Origin of the sequence: Paradesertivirga mongoliensis (assembly GCF_024436395.1) — a bacterium.
GTDB classification, from domain to species: domain Bacteria; phylum Bacteroidota; class Bacteroidia; order Sphingobacteriales; family Sphingobacteriaceae; genus Paradesertivirga; species Paradesertivirga mongoliensis.
Genome location: NZ_JAFMZO010000004.1, coordinates 466,122 through 480,656 on the forward strand (window position 1 = coordinate 466,122; position 14,535 = coordinate 480,656).

Annotated in this window: 16 protein-coding genes; 11 read left to right on the forward strand and 5 right to left on the reverse strand. The window is 40.6% G+C overall.

All coding sequences use genetic code 11. From position 1 onward, the window contains the following. The first annotated feature begins 2 nt into the window (after window positions 1-2). Window positions 3-581 (forward strand): Maf family nucleotide pyrophosphatase, encoded by a 579-nt coding sequence (locus J3P43_RS17570; protein ID WP_255904872.1) that lies wholly within the window; start codon window positions 3-5, stop codon window positions 579-581. A gap of 13 nt (window positions 582-594) precedes the next feature. Here J3P43_RS17570 and J3P43_RS17575 read toward each other — a convergent pair whose 3' ends face one another. From J3P43_RS17575 to J3P43_RS17590, 4 genes are read right to left on the reverse strand one after another with little or no spacing between them, the layout of a single operon-like run. Then, window positions 595-1,527 (reverse strand): Ppx/GppA phosphatase family protein, encoded by a 933-nt coding sequence (locus tag J3P43_RS17575; RefSeq protein WP_255904875.1) that lies wholly within the window; start codon window positions 1,525-1,527, stop codon window positions 595-597. Window positions 1,528-1,532: 5 nt separating this feature from the next. Further along, window positions 1,533-2,753: an ABC transporter permease gene (locus J3P43_RS17580; RefSeq protein ID WP_255904877.1), complete on the reverse strand. Its 1,221-nt coding sequence runs from the start codon at window positions 2,751-2,753 to the stop codon at window positions 1,533-1,535. Beyond that, window positions 2,746-3,657, reverse strand: a complete 912-nt coding sequence (locus tag J3P43_RS17585; protein ID WP_255904879.1) for an ABC transporter ATP-binding protein — start codon at window positions 3,655-3,657, stop codon at window positions 2,746-2,748. The genes J3P43_RS17580 and J3P43_RS17585 overlap by 8 nt, the downstream gene beginning before the upstream one ends. Window positions 3,658-3,711: 54 nt before the next feature. Beyond that, window positions 3,712-4,077: a response regulator gene (locus J3P43_RS17590; RefSeq protein WP_255904882.1), complete on the reverse strand. Its 366-nt coding sequence runs from the start codon at window positions 4,075-4,077 to the stop codon at window positions 3,712-3,714. Window positions 4,078-4,208: 131 nt separating this feature from the next. Between J3P43_RS17590 and J3P43_RS17595 the strand changes: the two genes are divergently transcribed. Then, window positions 4,209-5,195, forward strand: a complete 987-nt coding sequence (locus J3P43_RS17595; protein WP_255904884.1) for a D-alanine--D-alanine ligase — start codon at window positions 4,209-4,211, stop codon at window positions 5,193-5,195. On the opposite strand, the gene J3P43_RS17600 is transcribed toward J3P43_RS17595, so the two are convergent. Beyond that, window positions 5,196-5,618 (reverse strand): acyl-CoA thioesterase, encoded by a 423-nt coding sequence (locus J3P43_RS17600; RefSeq protein WP_255904886.1) that lies wholly within the window; start codon window positions 5,616-5,618, stop codon window positions 5,196-5,198. It lies immediately after the preceding gene. A gap of 88 nt (window positions 5,619-5,706) precedes the next feature. On the opposite strand from J3P43_RS17600, the gene J3P43_RS17605 reads away from it, so the two are divergent. From J3P43_RS17605 to serC, 9 genes are all read left to right on the forward strand, one after another. After that, complete coding sequence (locus tag J3P43_RS17605) at window positions 5,707-5,955, forward strand: hypothetical protein (RefSeq protein WP_255904888.1); 249 nt, start codon at window positions 5,707-5,709, stop codon at window positions 5,953-5,955. A 76-nt stretch (window positions 5,956-6,031) separates the two neighbouring features. Beyond that, window positions 6,032-6,448 (forward strand): BLUF domain-containing protein, encoded by a 417-nt coding sequence (locus J3P43_RS17610; protein ID WP_255904890.1) that lies wholly within the window; start codon window positions 6,032-6,034, stop codon window positions 6,446-6,448. 96 nt (window positions 6,449-6,544) lie between these two features. Continuing rightward, window positions 6,545-6,823, forward strand: coding sequence for a 30S ribosomal protein S15 (gene rpsO, locus J3P43_RS17615; protein WP_255904892.1), 279 nt, complete (start codon window positions 6,545-6,547; stop codon window positions 6,821-6,823). A 124-nt stretch (window positions 6,824-6,947) separates the two neighbouring features. Continuing rightward, the gene (pnp, locus tag J3P43_RS17620) at window positions 6,948-9,107 is read left to right on the forward strand and encodes a polyribonucleotide nucleotidyltransferase (RefSeq protein WP_255904894.1); all 2,160 of its coding nucleotides are present in this window, start codon (window positions 6,948-6,950) and stop codon (window positions 9,105-9,107) included. A gap of 154 nt (window positions 9,108-9,261) precedes the next feature. Beyond that, entirely contained in the window at window positions 9,262-9,555 is a 294-nt protein-coding gene (locus J3P43_RS17625) for an isoamylase early set domain-containing protein (protein ID WP_255904896.1), read from the forward strand. 84 nt (window positions 9,556-9,639) lie between these two features. Further along, window positions 9,640-10,224 (forward strand): DUF4202 domain-containing protein, encoded by a 585-nt coding sequence (locus J3P43_RS17630; protein WP_255904898.1) that lies wholly within the window; start codon window positions 9,640-9,642, stop codon window positions 10,222-10,224. Between the two features lie 82 nt (window positions 10,225-10,306). Beyond that, window positions 10,307-10,978, forward strand: coding sequence for a ribulose-phosphate 3-epimerase (rpe, locus tag J3P43_RS17635; RefSeq protein ID WP_255904900.1), 672 nt, complete (start codon window positions 10,307-10,309; stop codon window positions 10,976-10,978). Window positions 10,979-10,981: 3 nt separating this feature from the next. Continuing rightward, a complete protein-coding gene (locus J3P43_RS17640) occupies window positions 10,982-13,411 on the forward strand; it encodes a TonB-dependent receptor (protein WP_255904902.1) in 2,430 nt (809 codons plus the stop codon). A gap of 53 nt (window positions 13,412-13,464) precedes the next feature. Then, on the forward strand, window positions 13,465-14,532 hold the full coding sequence (gene serC / locus J3P43_RS17645; RefSeq protein ID WP_255904904.1) for a 3-phosphoserine/phosphohydroxythreonine transaminase: 1,068 nt from the start codon (window positions 13,465-13,467) through the stop codon (window positions 14,530-14,532). Window positions 14,533-14,535: the final 3 nt, after the last annotated feature.

Here is a 14,535-nt window from a genome sequence, read left to right on the forward strand (position 1 = left end):
TCATGGATAAGTTTCCAAAGATTATATTAGCCTCAAAATCGCCTCGCCGTCAGGAACTTCTCCGGTTGATGAACCTCGATTTCCGCATCGTGTTGAAGGATGTGGATGAAAGCTATCCTGAAGGGTTAAAGCCGTCAGAAATCGCCGTTCACATTGCAGAAAAGAAAGCTCTTGCATTCGACGAAACTTTAGCCGAAGATGAACTGGTACTTACTGCAGATACTATAGTTTGTGTTAATAACCTGATTCTTGGAAAGCCTGAAGACGAAGAGCATGCTTTTGAAATGCTTAGCTTACTCTCAGGCAAACGGCACGAGGTAATTACAGGTGTTGCATTTCTTCAGAATCATCAATTACATTCTTTTTATGAAGTTTCGGAAGTTCACTTTAAAGTGCTTTTACCAGAACAAATAAGACACTATATAAAAACCTGCAAACCTTTCGACAAAGCCGGTTCGTATGGTATTCAGGAATGGCCAGGGCTGGTGGGTATCGAAAAAATAGTAGGTTCATACACCAATGTGGTTGGCCTGCCTACTCACCGAGTGTATGAAGAACTGCAAAAGTTCAGCAAGAAGTAAAGTATTTAATCGCTTAATATCGAGGCTGCAATTGCTCCGCCAAAAGTCCTTCTTTCAGAGAAAAACTACTTAACTCTACCGACCTAAATTTCAACTCGTTTATAACACATTGAGTAAGAATAGACGCCACCACGATCATATCGGTTCTTACCGATAGAATTGCAGGATTTGCCGCACGTTGATGGTGGGTAGATTTTAAGATATCTTCCAATACCTCGTTTAGCACCCCTAAATCGAAACAAAAATGTTTACCGACAGGCAACGACGCTCCCAGCGTTTTAATTTGGCAAAGTGCAGCGAAGGTTTCAAACGCTCCGGCCGAACCGATAAGTCTTTGGAGCTTAAGATCACGCGATGTTGCTTTCAAGTCAGTCAAGACGTCTTGAAGATGATTTTTTATATTTTTTATCTCTGCATCAGGTATTGGATCGATATGATGAAACAGCGCCATTAATTTTGCCGCACCAATGGGATAGCTCTTTTTCCAAAGGATTCCATTTGCATTCGCGAAGATAAACTCCACACTTCCGCCGCCAATATCCATTATAAGAGAATTCTCCTGCAATCTAATGGCCTGCTTAACGCCTAAATAGATTAAGCTGGCTTCGCGATCACCATCTATTATCTCAACTGCAATTCCCGTATTTGCCTTTACCTGATCAATAAACATCTGGCCGTTGGCGGCGCTTCGCAATGCCGCTGTTCCTACCGCCCTAATGAATTCTACTTTATGTTCGATAATTGCCTGATGGAAATCAGATAAAGCCTCGATACCTCTGCTGAAACTCGCTTCGGTGATGGTTCCCGTACTTATACCTCCCTCACCCAGCTTCACATGTTTTTGGTCTGAATAAATAATTCGCGTGATTACACCCTCGAAAATATCCGCTATCAATAAGTGAAAAGTATTTGTTCCAAGGTCGAGCGCCGCGATACGTTTGGACATGGTTATTACTCTTTATATAAAAACCACTTAAGCAATTCCCGGTAGCTTGACTTTTTACCATACATCAGAATGCCAACTCGGTAAATCCTGGCTGCAACCCACGTAGTAAAGATAAAGCCCGCAATTAGAAAGGTTATGGATAAATATAACTGCCAGTCTGGTACACCAAACGGAATTCTAACCATCATGGCGATGGGAGAGGTAAAGGGAATCATGCTTAGCCAAAACGACAATGTGCTGTTGGGATTGTTTACGATAAAGCTGAATGCCATAATGTATGTAAATAGCAGCGGCAGTGTAATTGGAAACATAAACTGCTGCGTTTCAGTTTCGTTGTCAACCGCCGAACCCACCGCAGCAAATAGGGCGCTGTATAACAGATACCCTCCTAAAAAATACGCTAAGAAAGTAACCAGTATATATCCTACAGGAATAGTTTGTAAGGCACTTAACATGGGGAGAGCCTGAACGTCGGTGATCTTTGTGGCCAGGTAAGATAAAGTAACCCAAAGCAGAAATTGAGTCAGGCCAACCATTCCGATCCCAATAATTTTTCCCAGCATCAACTGAAACGGCTTTACCGACGATATAATTACTTCGACGATACGGCTTGTTTTTTCCTCTATCACACCTCTCATTACCTGGGCACCATAAATAAAGAGGCAAATGTAGATAAGTATTGCAGCCGCAAAGCTGATAGCGTAAGCGGCTTTTGTGTCGGTTTTTTTCTCGCCTTCATCGGTAAGTTCCTTATATTCTATGCTTACGTTAGGCTTAATCCGTTCGAGGGTTGCAATATCAATTCCGGCTTCCTGCAAATGCTTGGTTCGCAGGATATTATTGATTTGATTTTCTATTTCGTTGGTGATAAACATTGGGGCCTTCTTTTCCGAAACAAGTTGCACCTGCGATTGATCCCCAATATCTTTCGGGATAAACAATACAAAACTGCCGTCTTCTCTGGCCCGTAGTTTAGCGTCGCTAAACTCTTCCGCTGTTGGTAAAAAAATAAGGCTTTTTGAATTCTTAAGTTGGGGTAAGAAAAATCCGCTTTTGTCAATAACGGCAACCTCCGTTATCGCATCGCCACCGGTGTGAGTGAGGTAAGCAACCAGGCCGGTCATTCCCATAAATAGGAGAGGAACCAAAATAGTCATCAACAGGAAACTTTTTTTCTTTACCCGGCTAAGATATTCCCGTCGTATGATGAGTAGGGTTTTACGCATGATCGATACCGTTTACCTGCTGAATGAAAATTTCATTAATTGTTGGAATTACTTCTGTAAGCTGCTGAATTTGCGCCACCGAAAGCAGGTACTGCAGCGCATCATTAACCTTCACTCCATTTCTAAGCTTTAAAACAATCTCTTTGGTATCCTCGAGGTTACGCGACTTAACAACCTCGTATAGTTCGGTGGCTTCAGGCTTTATTTCTTCACCCAGATACTCAATGCAGTAAGTATTACTGCGATACGAATTTCTGATATCCTTCAGACGGCCATCGAGTACCTTTTTAGATTTATGAATCAGAGCGATACTATCGCAAAGCTGTTCAACAGATTCCATTCTGTGGGTAGAGAAAATAATAGTTGCGCCTTTTTTATTCAATTCCAGAATTTCATTTTTAATCACCTCGGCGTTAATGGGATCGAAGCCAGAGAAAGGCTCGTCTAATATAATTAGGTCTGGTTCATGTATTACCGTTGCAACAAATTGAACCTTTTGCTGCATGCCTTTGCTTAGGTCTTCTACCTTTTTTTTCCACCAGCTTTGCATCTCCAGCTTTTCAAACCAGTATTGGCTGCGTTGAAGAGCTTCTGCTTTGCTAAGTCCTTTTAATTGGGCCAGATAAAGCGTTTGCTCGCCTATTTCCATCTTTTTATAGAGACCCCGTTCTTCGGGTAAATACCCAATCCGGTTAATATGTGCAGGATTTAGACGTTCGCCGTTAATATAAACGCTTCCTTCGTCTGGAGCCGTTATTTGATTGATGATTCTTATTAACGAGGTCTTTCCGGCACCGTTAGGGCCAAGCAAACCGAAAATACAGCCTTTTTCGACCTCCAGGCTCACATTGTCGAGTGCCCTGTGATCGGCATATTGCTTGACTATATTTTCGATTTTAAGCATAGTTGGGGTAGCCGGAAAGCCGGAAAGCATGATTTGCTTTATTTCTTAAGGCTTTTATAAAGTTATAGAATTAAGTAAAGTCGTGATATCGGAAGGCTTTAGAGGCTTTACCAGAAAAGTGTAGACATTCGGGAAGTTGAAAGAATCACCATGATCGTCTGAACTGGTGGAAGAGGTAAGGATAATGACCTTGTGGTCAAGGTCTTTTTTCGCCATTTGGTTTAAAAACTGCCAGCCATCCATTAATGGCATATTCAGATCTAGAAAGATAAAATCAGGATTTACTTCTGTAATCATTTGCAAACCTTTAACGGGATCGTTGCATTCGTATACCACGGTTTCCGGAGAAATTTGGTTGATTAACTTTCTAACAATAAAAGTAGATATCTCGATATCATCGATTACAAGAACAGTTTTCATTGCGCGTTTGAGGTTTTAGATATTTAGTCCCTAAGGTAATTTTTTTATTGAAATAAGTAATATAGGACATTAATTTTATTTTTAGTTTCGCCTCTCATTGAATTCAAAAATCGTACCTCAATATATTAGACATGAAGAAAGTTATAGCTTTAGTAACCGGAGGTTTCACCGGCGAATCTGTGATATCCCTTAAAAGTGCTGAAGTGATTGATAAAAATCTTGATCGCGACAGGTTTGATGTGTATAAAGTTATTATTTCGGCGCAAAGCTGGTTTCATGAGGATGAGGGAGGTGTGAAGCATGAGGTTAACAAAAACGATTTTTCGATTGAAATTCAGGGAAAAGTCATTCGTTTTGACGGGATATTTATCGGATTGCACGGCTCGCCCGGCGAAGACGGAAAATTACAGGGCTATTTCGATATGATCGGCATTCCGTATACCACCTGTGATGCGCCCACTTCGGCAATTACCATGAATAAAGGTTACACCAAAGCTATCGTAAATGGGGTGGCGGACTTGAATATTGCCCATTCTGTGCAACTATTTTCCAATGGGAAGGATACCGCCGCTCAAATACTGGCGCAACTCGATCTTCCCTTATTTGTCAAACCAAATAATGGCGGAAGCAGTATTGGGATGAGTAAGGTTAAAACAGCCGAAGAACTTCCCGAAGCGCTTGAAAAAGCATTTAAGGAAGATACCCAGGTATTAGTTGAAGAATTTATAAAGGGCCGCGAATTTACCATTGGTGTGTATCATGGAAAAGAAGGTGTTAAAGTACTTCCGGCGACCGAGATTGTAACTTCAAAAGAGTTTTTCGACTTTGAGGCAAAATATACTTCTGGCGTTACCGAAGAGATTACGCCGGGCAGAATGTCCGACGAGGAAAAGAATCGGGTGGAAAGAGTTGTTCTGGAGGCCTATAAGAAGCTGAATTGCAGAGGGGTTGTGCGAATAGACTATATCCTGGAGGAAGGAACGGGCAAATTCTTTTTTATAGAAGTGAACACCGTCCCTGGGCAAACTGAAAATAGTATTATTCCGCAACAGGTCCGGGCCATTGGCCGAACCATAAAAGACTTTTATACCGAGTTAATTGAAGTGGCAATTGTCTGATCAGATAGAATATCTCTCGATCATTTCTTCTGTTATCTTCATGCCGCGGCCGGTTTGAATGTCGATTAATACATAATCAAACCAACCGTCGCTGCATACTTTTCCGGTTTTCGAACTTACAATTTCGAACTTTACTTTGCTGCTTTTTTCATCCATCGAAATGATCCAGGTGGTTACCGTAAACATTTCGCCCAAAGTTAAGGGACGTTTAAATTCTACATGGGCGGTTTTAACTACCCATCCATACCCCATATCTATAAATTCTTCCATAGACATGCCATAGCAAGTTTCCATTTGCTCGTAACGGGCTGCTAATACGTAGTCAAGGTATTTACTGTTGTGGACATGATTAAACATGTCGATATCGTCCGGCCGTACCTTCAATTCGGTAGTGAATTTGCTGTATTCTTTATGTTTATCCATTCAAAACTTTTGCTTCAAAAAAAGCTAACAAGGAAATTATTTAAGAGTTCATAAAAATAGTAATACTTTCCTTTTGCGCTAATTTATATTGTTTACATCCATTATTCAGAATAATGGATTACTAAAAACCTACCTCGCATTTATATTTACAAGAGTTTTTGTGCACCCTTTGAAATTAAGGCACATCCGTCTCAATAAACCATCCTCTGATGTCTGGACGAAAAGAGGAGCGGGTGGTGAGAGGCTTCCTTTAATCAAAGTCAAAGCTGGCTTCCGTCCAATTGAAGTGGTTTGGGATATCCGTCACAAAAGATATAATGGTTATCAGCTGCCTTAAAATCAATAAAATATTTAGCGATTGTGTTAAATAACTTATATATTTCCCGCTTTATAATCAAAAAACTAACCAAACAATGAATAGCCCGCCCTTGCATGCAATTATCTTCATAAGTTCGGTGACAGAAATTTTAAAGACCGAAGAAGTGGCTGCTATTGTCGATGCTGAACGTAAAGTGGCTACCTCACGTGGTTTAACCGGTATTGTGATGGTTTTAGGAGGAAATGTGCTTCGTTTAATCGAAGGTAATAAGGAAAAGGTGTTAGAGGAATACGAGGACGTTAAGCGAAATCCTAACCTAAGTAATATTATCAAACTTTTTGACCACAGTTCCACCCACCGGTATTTTGAAAATTACGTATTTATGAGCGACATCCATTCAGTTCTAAATGATTTCAGTAATCCGGAGATGGAAGCTTATTTAGAGGAGTGCTTTAATATTGATAGCAGGGAGATGCGTATCCTGAAAGATTTCCTGAAGAATAACCGGTAGTTTTAATTTATCGATTATATTGGTAAAATCAGATACAATCAGTACCTTTGCAGGCAATTAACAAAAATATTTAATCGCTTTAATATTATTCAGGTAATGTATTTAAGTACAGAGTACAAGGCAGAGATTTTTGCCAAACACGGTAAATCAGCAACTGATACCGGTTCAACAGAAGGTCAGGTAGCTTTATTTACAGCTCGTATTGCTCACTTAACAGGGCATTTGAAAAACAACAGAAAAGATTTTTCTACTCAGTTAGCTCTTCAAAAATTAGTAGGTAAACGTCGTGGTTTACTCGCTTATTTATATAAGAAAGATATTAACAGGTATCGTGCTATCATCAAAGCTCTTGAGCTAAGAGATATCATAAAATAATTCTTTTTAAAAAAATCAAAAGCCATCCATTAAAGGGTGGCTTTTTTTTTAACTTCGCAATAAATTTTAATAAAATATCCCGATGCGTTATTAAAGAGGAAAAGCGCATCATTAATGAAAAAAAATGAGTTATAACTTAATTACAAAATCTTTCGATTTGGGCGATGGCCGTATAATCGAAATTGAAACCGGTAAGCTTGCCAAACAAGCCGATGGTTCTGTAGTAGTGAAAATGGGTGATACCATGTTGCTGGCTACTGTTGTGTCGTCGAAAGAGGCAAAAGAGGGGGTTGATTTCCTTCCTTTATCTGTTGATTACCAGGAAAAATATGCTGCAGCCGGACGGATTCCCGGCGGATTCCTTCGTCGTGAGGCACGTTTATCTGATTATGAGATTTTAATTTCACGCCTTGTGGACCGTGCATTGCGCCCGATGTTCCCTGAGGATTATCATGCCGATACTCAAGTGATGATTTCACTTATTTCAGCTGATAAAAATATTATGCCTGATGCCCTGGCTGGTCTTGCTGCATCAGCAGCGCTTGCTGTGTCAGATATACCCTTTAACGGGCCTATTTCTGAAGTGCGTGTTGCCAAAATTGACGGAAAACTTGTAATCAATCCTTATTTAAGCGATTTAGAGCGTGCAACTTTAGAATTTATAGTAGCCGGTTCAGAAAATGATATCGGCATGGTAGAGGGTGAGTGCAGCGAGATCGATGAAGAAGAAATGATCGAAGCGATCGAATTCGCTCATAAAGCGATCAAAATCCAGGTAGCTGTTCAAAAAGAATTAATGGCGGAAGCTGGTAAAACAGTTAAGCGCACATATTCTCACGAGCATAGCAATCCGGCATTAAGAGAGCAGGTTTTTGCAGCTACATATCAGCAGGTTTACGATGTAGCCAAATCAGGTTCATCTAAACATGATCGTTCTGACAGCTTTAAGTTGATCCGCGATACATTTATCGTTTCATTAGGAGAAGATATCGATGATATTACAAAGGGGTTAGCTAAGAAATATTTCCACGATGTGGAATATGATGCTATCCGCAACTTGATCCTTGATGAAGGGATTCGTTTAGATGGTCGTGATGCACGCACGGTGCGCCCAATCTGGAGCGAAATTGGCTATTTGCCAGCAGCCCATGGTTCCGCAGTTTTTACCCGTGGTGAAACACAGGCCCTTACGACGGTTACATTAGGTACCAAACTTGATGAGCAGATGATCGACGGAGCTTTCTTTAATGGTTATCAAAAATTCATCTTACATTATAATTTCCCTGGTTTCTCAACCGGTGAGGTTCGTCCTAACAGAGGAGCCGGCCGCCGTGAAATCGGTCACGGTAACCTTGCATTGCGTTCGTTGAAAAAAGTAATGCCTGGTGATGACGAAAATCCTTACACAGTTCGTATTGTATCTGATATCTTAGAATCTAATGGTTCGTCTTCTATGGCAACTGTTTGTGCCGGTACATTGGCACTTATGGATGCAGGTGTTAAATTGAAAGCACCAGTATCAGGTATTGCGATGGGACTAATCACTGATGAGAAAACAGGTAAATACGCAGTGTTGTCTGATATCTTGGGTGATGAGGATCATTTAGGAGATATGGATTTCAAAGTTACAGGAACTGAAAAAGGCATTGTAGCATGTCAGATGGACTTGAAAATCAATGGTTTGAAGTGGGAAGTGTTAAGAGATGCTTTACATCAGGCTAAAGAAGGTCGCCTTCATATTCTAAACGAAATGAAGAAAACCATCGCCGAGCCTCGTGCAGAGTTAAAACCACATGCTCCTCGTTTAGAGATGCTTAGAATTGATAAAGAATTCATTGGCGCGGTTATCGGGCCAGGTGGAAAAGTTATCCAGGAAATGCAACGCGAAACAGGCGCTACCATAACTATCGAAGAAAAAGACAATCAGGGTGTTATCAGCATTTTTGCTCCTGGTAAAGATGCCATCGATGCAGCGGTAAAGCGTATCAAAAATATTGTTGCTAAACCAGAGCCCGGAGAAATCTACGAAGGAAAAGTGAAATCCATCATGCCATTCGGTGCATTTGTTGAAATTATGCCAGGTAAAGACGGTTTGCTGCATATTTCTGAGATCGACTGGAAGCGTTATGAATCCATGGATGGAATATTTAACGTTGGAGATGAAGTGAGAGTGAAATTGCTTGAAGTTGACAAACAAGGTAAACTCAAGTTATCGAGGAAGGCACTTATCCCTCGTCCGCCTAAAGAAGAGAAGCAACCTGAAGGCTCTGCGCCGACAGCATAGATTTCAAAGCCCCGCAAGGGGCTTTTTTATTGGTCATCGAAACATTTTTCTCTGATAATTGTTTTGCAGAAAACTCAAAAAAATCAAATAATTATTATGAAATACGCAGAATAATTGCGTGATTTGTATAAAAAAATAAAAAAATCCTATAGAAATGCTTCAAAAAACGTTTGTTAAATCGAAAGGTGCATATAAAGTAAAATTTACTGTAAAAGCTGAAGGCGCGAAGACAGTTGAGTTACTTGGTTTGAATGATGATTGGGAAACTCCAGTCCTGCTATCGAAAAAGAAGGATGGTTCATTCTCTGCCGAAATCGCTTTACCTAAAGACTCTAAACACGAATTTAAATATCGCGTAAACGAAACTGACTGGATGAACGAAGAGGAAGCAGACGTACAGGTGCCAAATGAATTTGGAAGCACCAATAGCGTGTTGAAACTTTATTAGCACGCGACAAGGATACATGAAGCACGCTTTTAACTCATTGAGTTTAAGTGTGCTTTTTTGCTTTATACCCATCTCAATTCTATTATGGACACAAACAAATTCGAAACAGCCCTGGAGCTTTTTGACGATTATAACAGCCGCGATCCTAAACGCTATACCTGGAACGGCGCAGTATATCCACAAGAGCTTTTTTTTGCACTAAATGTTTATCAATGGGTAACTAAATTAGATCCCAACGCAAGTGAAGCCTTATTGCTTGCTTCAAGATGTGAGCATATTGGTCGCTGGGAAATTCCAAGAGAATCATATCCCGAAGGAAAAGCGGGGTACTTAAACTGGCGAAGCAATCTTGCTAAGTATCATGCCGATATAGCTGCTCAGTTACTGCATAAAGCCGGATACTCTGATGATTTGATTGAAGATGTCCGCCGCATAGTTCTTAAACAACAGTTAAAAACTGATCCCGAAGTTCAAACTATGGAAAACGCACTTTGTCTTGTTTTCCTGCAGTTTGAGTACGACGACTTTATTGAAAAGCACGACGATGCAAAGGTTGTCCGCATATTGCAAAAAACCTGGGGGAAAATGACTGAACCAGGCCATAATGCTGCCCTTACCTTAACATACTCTGAAAGAGGGAAGGGGCTGATAGAAAAGGCGCTTGCCTAGAATGGCGGATTATTGGCACAACGAATCATTTTAATTGATAAAACTGGCAAATTTAATTTGTCAAATCAAGTATATTTGATGCATGAACCACCTTATAGCTCCATCTGTATTGGCTGCAGATTTCGGCAATTTAAATCGTGATATAGACATGGTAAACTCGAGTGAGGCCGATTGGTTTCACATCGATATTATGGATGGAGTATTTGTTCCTAATATATCTTTTGGTTTTCCGGTGCTTGATGCCATCGCAAAAATCGCCCAAAAGCCATTAGACGTTCATTTGATGATCGTCGACCCCGATCGTTATCTTGAACAGTTTAAAAATGCCGGAGCTGCCTCTATCACCGTTCACTACGAAGCTTGTACTCATCTGCACCGCACCATTCAGGCAATAAAAAATTTAGGATGTATTGCGGGAGTTGCTCTTAACCCTCACACACCGGTTAATGTTTTGGATGATATCATCGAAGACCTTGATCTGGTGCTGATCATGTCGGTAAATCCGGGGTTCGGAGCACAGAAGTTTATTCCGAACACCTATCGTAAAGTGCGGGCACTAAAAGCAATGGCTGCAGGTAGAAACGATAATCTTTACATAGAAATAGATGGCGGCGTAAATTTGGGTAACTCCTCTGCATTAATTAATGCCGGTGCGAATGTATTAGTAGCGGGTAATTTTGTATTTACAGCCGAAAACCCTGGTCACGTAATTTCTCAATTAAAACTACCTCAAGGCCACACTCTGCAAGCCTGACAGATGAGAAGCACCTTCATTATCTTCCTGCTTTTTCTTACAAGCTTTACCTGGGCCCAGAAAGTGGTGACCGTTCGGGGAAAGATAACGAACGAAAAGCACGAAAGTTTAGAAGGTGTGAATGTCCGGCTTTTAAATTCCGGCCCCTCTACCGTCAGCGACAAGGAAGGCTTTTATACATTGACATTCAGGGCAAGGGCAGCCAGCTTAAAAGTATCTTACTCACTAACGGGATATCTCAGTCAGGTACTCGATGTAGTGACCAGTTCAAAAAATGATGTAGAAAAGAACATCACTCTTGTTACCGACATCACACAGCTAAACCCGGTTACCATCAATTCAGAGAGAGACCGGCCTGGGAATTTACGAAGTATAGATATTGGCTCGATTCAAAATATTCCTTTGGCTTCCGGAAATTTTGAAGCCATTTTAAAAACCTTGCCCGGCGTCTCGTCCAATAATGAACTTAGCTCGCAGTACTCTGTACGAGGTGGGAATTTTGATGAAAATCTCGTTTATATTAATGATGTGGAGATCTTCCGCCCCTTGCTTGTCCGTAATGGTCAGCAAGAGGGCTTAAGTTTTATCAATCCGGAACTTCTAAGCAAAGCCAGCTTCTCGGCAGGTGGTTTCGAGTCAAAATATGGTGATAAGTTATCTTCTGTGCTTGATGTGCGATATAGCAGGCCAGATAGCACTCAGTACATTGCGTCGTTGGGGATGCTGGGATTGTCTGCTTCCGCAAAGATGCCCTTCAAAGATTCATTTCTCCTGGCTGGATTGAGGCAAAAGACCAATCGGAGTTTGTTGAAATCACAGCCGGTTAAAGGCAGTTATCAACCTCAGTTTTATGACTTTCAGATTCTTTACAATATAGACATTAACAAAAAACTAAATATCTCTGCCTTCGGCGACTATAATCTAAGCCGTTTCACGTTGATTCCTGAAAGCCGTGAAACGACTTTCGGAACGCTAGACCGGCAATTCAAGTTAAATATAAATTATCAGGGGAAAGAAGAAGACAAGTACGAATCTGTGGCCGCTGCGCTTACTTTAACATTTAAGCCCTGGCAAAATCTATGGTTCAAATGGATCAACTCGGCTTTTAACAATAGCGAGCGGGAGACATTTGACATTGAAGGTAGTTATATTTTTGAAGAACAGAGCACTGAGGATGAAGGGATACCAGGCGCGGGAATTAACCGAGGTATTGGCGTGAATTACGAGTATGCGAGAAACAATCTCCAAGCGCATATATATAGTTCGGAATTAAGGGCTTATTTTCAAAAAAACGACTCTTTCATCGAAGCCGGAATCAGGTACCAGTACGATAAAATCGACGATTATTTAAATGAGTATCAAATAATCGACTCTGCAGGATATACACTTCCCAATAATACAGGTGCCTTACTGGCGATGAATGCTGTCAGCGCAAGAAATTCGGTGATTACAAACAGAATAAGTGCATACATTCAGAATACGTTAGCCCTTACATCTCAATTAACCCTTTGCGGTGGCCTTAGAAGCAACTACAGCACTTTCACCGAAGAAATGTTAATAAGTCCGAGACTGAATGCGGTTTATCATCCCAGCCAGAGAGACGTTGTTTACCGGTTCTCCGCCGGATTATACAATCAGCCACCTTTTTATCGCGAACTGAGGAACCTCAATGGAGGTTTGAATAACCGCGCAAAATCTCAGCGTTCTATACATTTACTAGCTGGAACAGATTATTCGTTTACAAGAAATTCAACTGCGTTCAGGTTTTCGTCTGAACTGTACTATAAAAAGCTGAGCAATTTGATTCCTTACAAGATTGAAAATTTAAGAATACGCTATCTTGCGGATCAGCAATCTGAGGGATATGCAATGGGAGCTGATTTTGCCTTAAGCGGAGAGTTTGTAAAGGGCCTTGAGTCTTCATTCCGATTGTCGTTTATGAAGACAGCTGAAGATATAGAAGATGATTCTTACCAGGTGAAAGAGGCCGACGGTAGCATTAAAACTATTTATCCGGGTTATCTGAAGCGGCCGACCGATCAGCGTGTTAATTTCTCTGTTTTTTTTCAAGACAAGCTTTTTAACAGCCCTTCTTACAAAGTTCATTTAAGCCTTCTATACGGATCTTCACTGCCGACGGGCCCGCCTGATAATGAACGTTACCGGGGATATTTTAAAATACCTTCGTATAAAAGAGCCGATATAGGTTTTTCAAAAGATTTTTTAGAGCGTGGCAACAGGAATAAAACCGGGTTTTTAGATCGATACTTTAGCTCTTTTATTGCTTATGCTGAGGTGTTTAATTTGTTAAACATTAACAATACAGTATCGTTTCTATGGATAAAAGATGTGAATAACAATCAATATGCTATTCCTAATTATTTAACATCCCGTCAGTTAAATATAAAATTCATTGCTAAAATTAAAAATTAAGTGAGAAAAAGATATAAATATTCTAAATTTGGAACATAAAACACTGAACCAAAATGATATGTAACTTCGGCGCAGGCCCCTGTATTTTACCTCAGGAAGTATTTAAACAAGCTTCACAGGCAGTATTAAATTTTAACGACACAGGTTTATCAATCCTGGAAATTTCGCACAGAGCCCCTGAATTTGAGGCAGTTGTAGACGAAACAATTAAACTGGTAAAAGAACTTTTGAATGTTCCGGAGGGATATTCTGTATTGCTTTTACAGGGTGGGGCCAGCACACAATTCTCTATGGTACCCATGAATTTGTTAGCCGAAGGGCAGTCGGCTGCCTATCTGGATTCTGGTGCCTGGGCTAGTAAGGCTTTAAAAGAAGCAAAATTATTTGGCGAGGTAAAAGTTGTTGCTTCATCAAAAGAATCTAACTATACATTTATTCCTAAGGATTACGAAATCCCTGCTGATGCAGCTTATTTCCATTATACATCCAACAATACCATTTTTGGAACTGAATTATTTGAGACTCCGAAGACTTCTGTTCCAGTGGTTTGTGATATGTCTTCAGATATCTTCAGTCGCGAGATAAACGTATCGGATTTTGGAATTATCTATGCCGGTGCACAAAAAAACATGGGCCCTGCCGGAGTAACGCTGGTGATCATTAAGGATGAACTATTAGGAAAATCTGGCCGTAAATTGCCTTCAATGCTGGATTATAAAATCCATGCTGACAACAAGTCGCTTTACAATACCCCGCCGGTATTTTCAATCTATGTATCGATGCTAAATCTTCAATGGTTAAAATCAAAAGGAGGTGTGGCAGCTATTGAGCAAGAAAACATCGCGAAAGCCGCTGCTTTATATGAAGAGATTGACCGTAACCCTTTATTTAAGTCGCCATGTGCTGTAGAAGACCGCTCTCGTATGAACATCTGCTTCGTCATGGAAAATAAAGAGCTGGAAAAGCCTTTCTTAAAACTTGCTGAAGAAAGAGGAATGGTTGGAATAAAAGGACATCGCAGTGTAGGCGGATTCAGAGCTTCAATCTATAATGCCTTACCGATCACGGCCATCCATAGCCTGATAGATGTGATGCAGGAGTTTGCCGAAACGGTGAAATAGAAG

What these genes read in the sequence shown, in the direction of transcription:
- J3P43_RS17570 (WP_255904872.1), top strand. Translation starts at nt 3, where the DNA reads ATGGATAAGTTTCCAAAGATTATATTAGCCTCAAAATCGCCTCGCCGT.
- J3P43_RS17575 (WP_255904875.1), bottom strand. Translation starts at nt 1,527, where the DNA reads ATGTCCAAACGTATCGCGGCGCTCGACCTTGGAACAAATACTTTTCAC.
- J3P43_RS17580 (WP_255904877.1), bottom strand. Translation starts at nt 2,753, where the DNA reads ATGCGTAAAACCCTACTCATCATACGACGGGAATATCTTAGCCGGGTA.
- J3P43_RS17585 (WP_255904879.1), bottom strand. Translation starts at nt 3,657, where the DNA reads ATGCTTAAAATCGAAAATATAGTCAAGCAATATGCCGATCACAGGGCA.
- J3P43_RS17590 (WP_255904882.1), bottom strand. Translation starts at nt 4,077, where the DNA reads ATGAAAACTGTTCTTGTAATCGATGATATCGAGATATCTACTTTTATT.
- J3P43_RS17595 (WP_255904884.1), top strand. Translation starts at nt 4,209, where the DNA reads ATGAAGAAAGTTATAGCTTTAGTAACCGGAGGTTTCACCGGCGAATCT.
- J3P43_RS17600 (WP_255904886.1), bottom strand. Translation starts at nt 5,618, where the DNA reads ATGGATAAACATAAAGAATACAGCAAATTCACTACCGAATTGAAGGTA.
- J3P43_RS17610 (WP_255904890.1), top strand. Translation starts at nt 6,032, where the DNA reads ATGAATAGCCCGCCCTTGCATGCAATTATCTTCATAAGTTCGGTGACA.
- rpsO (WP_255904892.1), top strand. Translation starts at nt 6,545, where the DNA reads ATGTATTTAAGTACAGAGTACAAGGCAGAGATTTTTGCCAAACACGGT.
- pnp (WP_255904894.1), top strand. Translation starts at nt 6,948, where the DNA reads ATGAGTTATAACTTAATTACAAAATCTTTCGATTTGGGCGATGGCCGT.
- J3P43_RS17625 (WP_255904896.1), top strand. Translation starts at nt 9,262, where the DNA reads ATGCTTCAAAAAACGTTTGTTAAATCGAAAGGTGCATATAAAGTAAAA.
- J3P43_RS17630 (WP_255904898.1), top strand. Translation starts at nt 9,640, where the DNA reads ATGGACACAAACAAATTCGAAACAGCCCTGGAGCTTTTTGACGATTAT.
- rpe (WP_255904900.1), top strand. Translation starts at nt 10,307, where the DNA reads ATGAACCACCTTATAGCTCCATCTGTATTGGCTGCAGATTTCGGCAAT.
- J3P43_RS17640 (WP_255904902.1), top strand. Translation starts at nt 10,982, where the DNA reads ATGAGAAGCACCTTCATTATCTTCCTGCTTTTTCTTACAAGCTTTACC.
- serC (WP_255904904.1), top strand. Translation starts at nt 13,465, where the DNA reads ATGATATGTAACTTCGGCGCAGGCCCCTGTATTTTACCTCAGGAAGTA.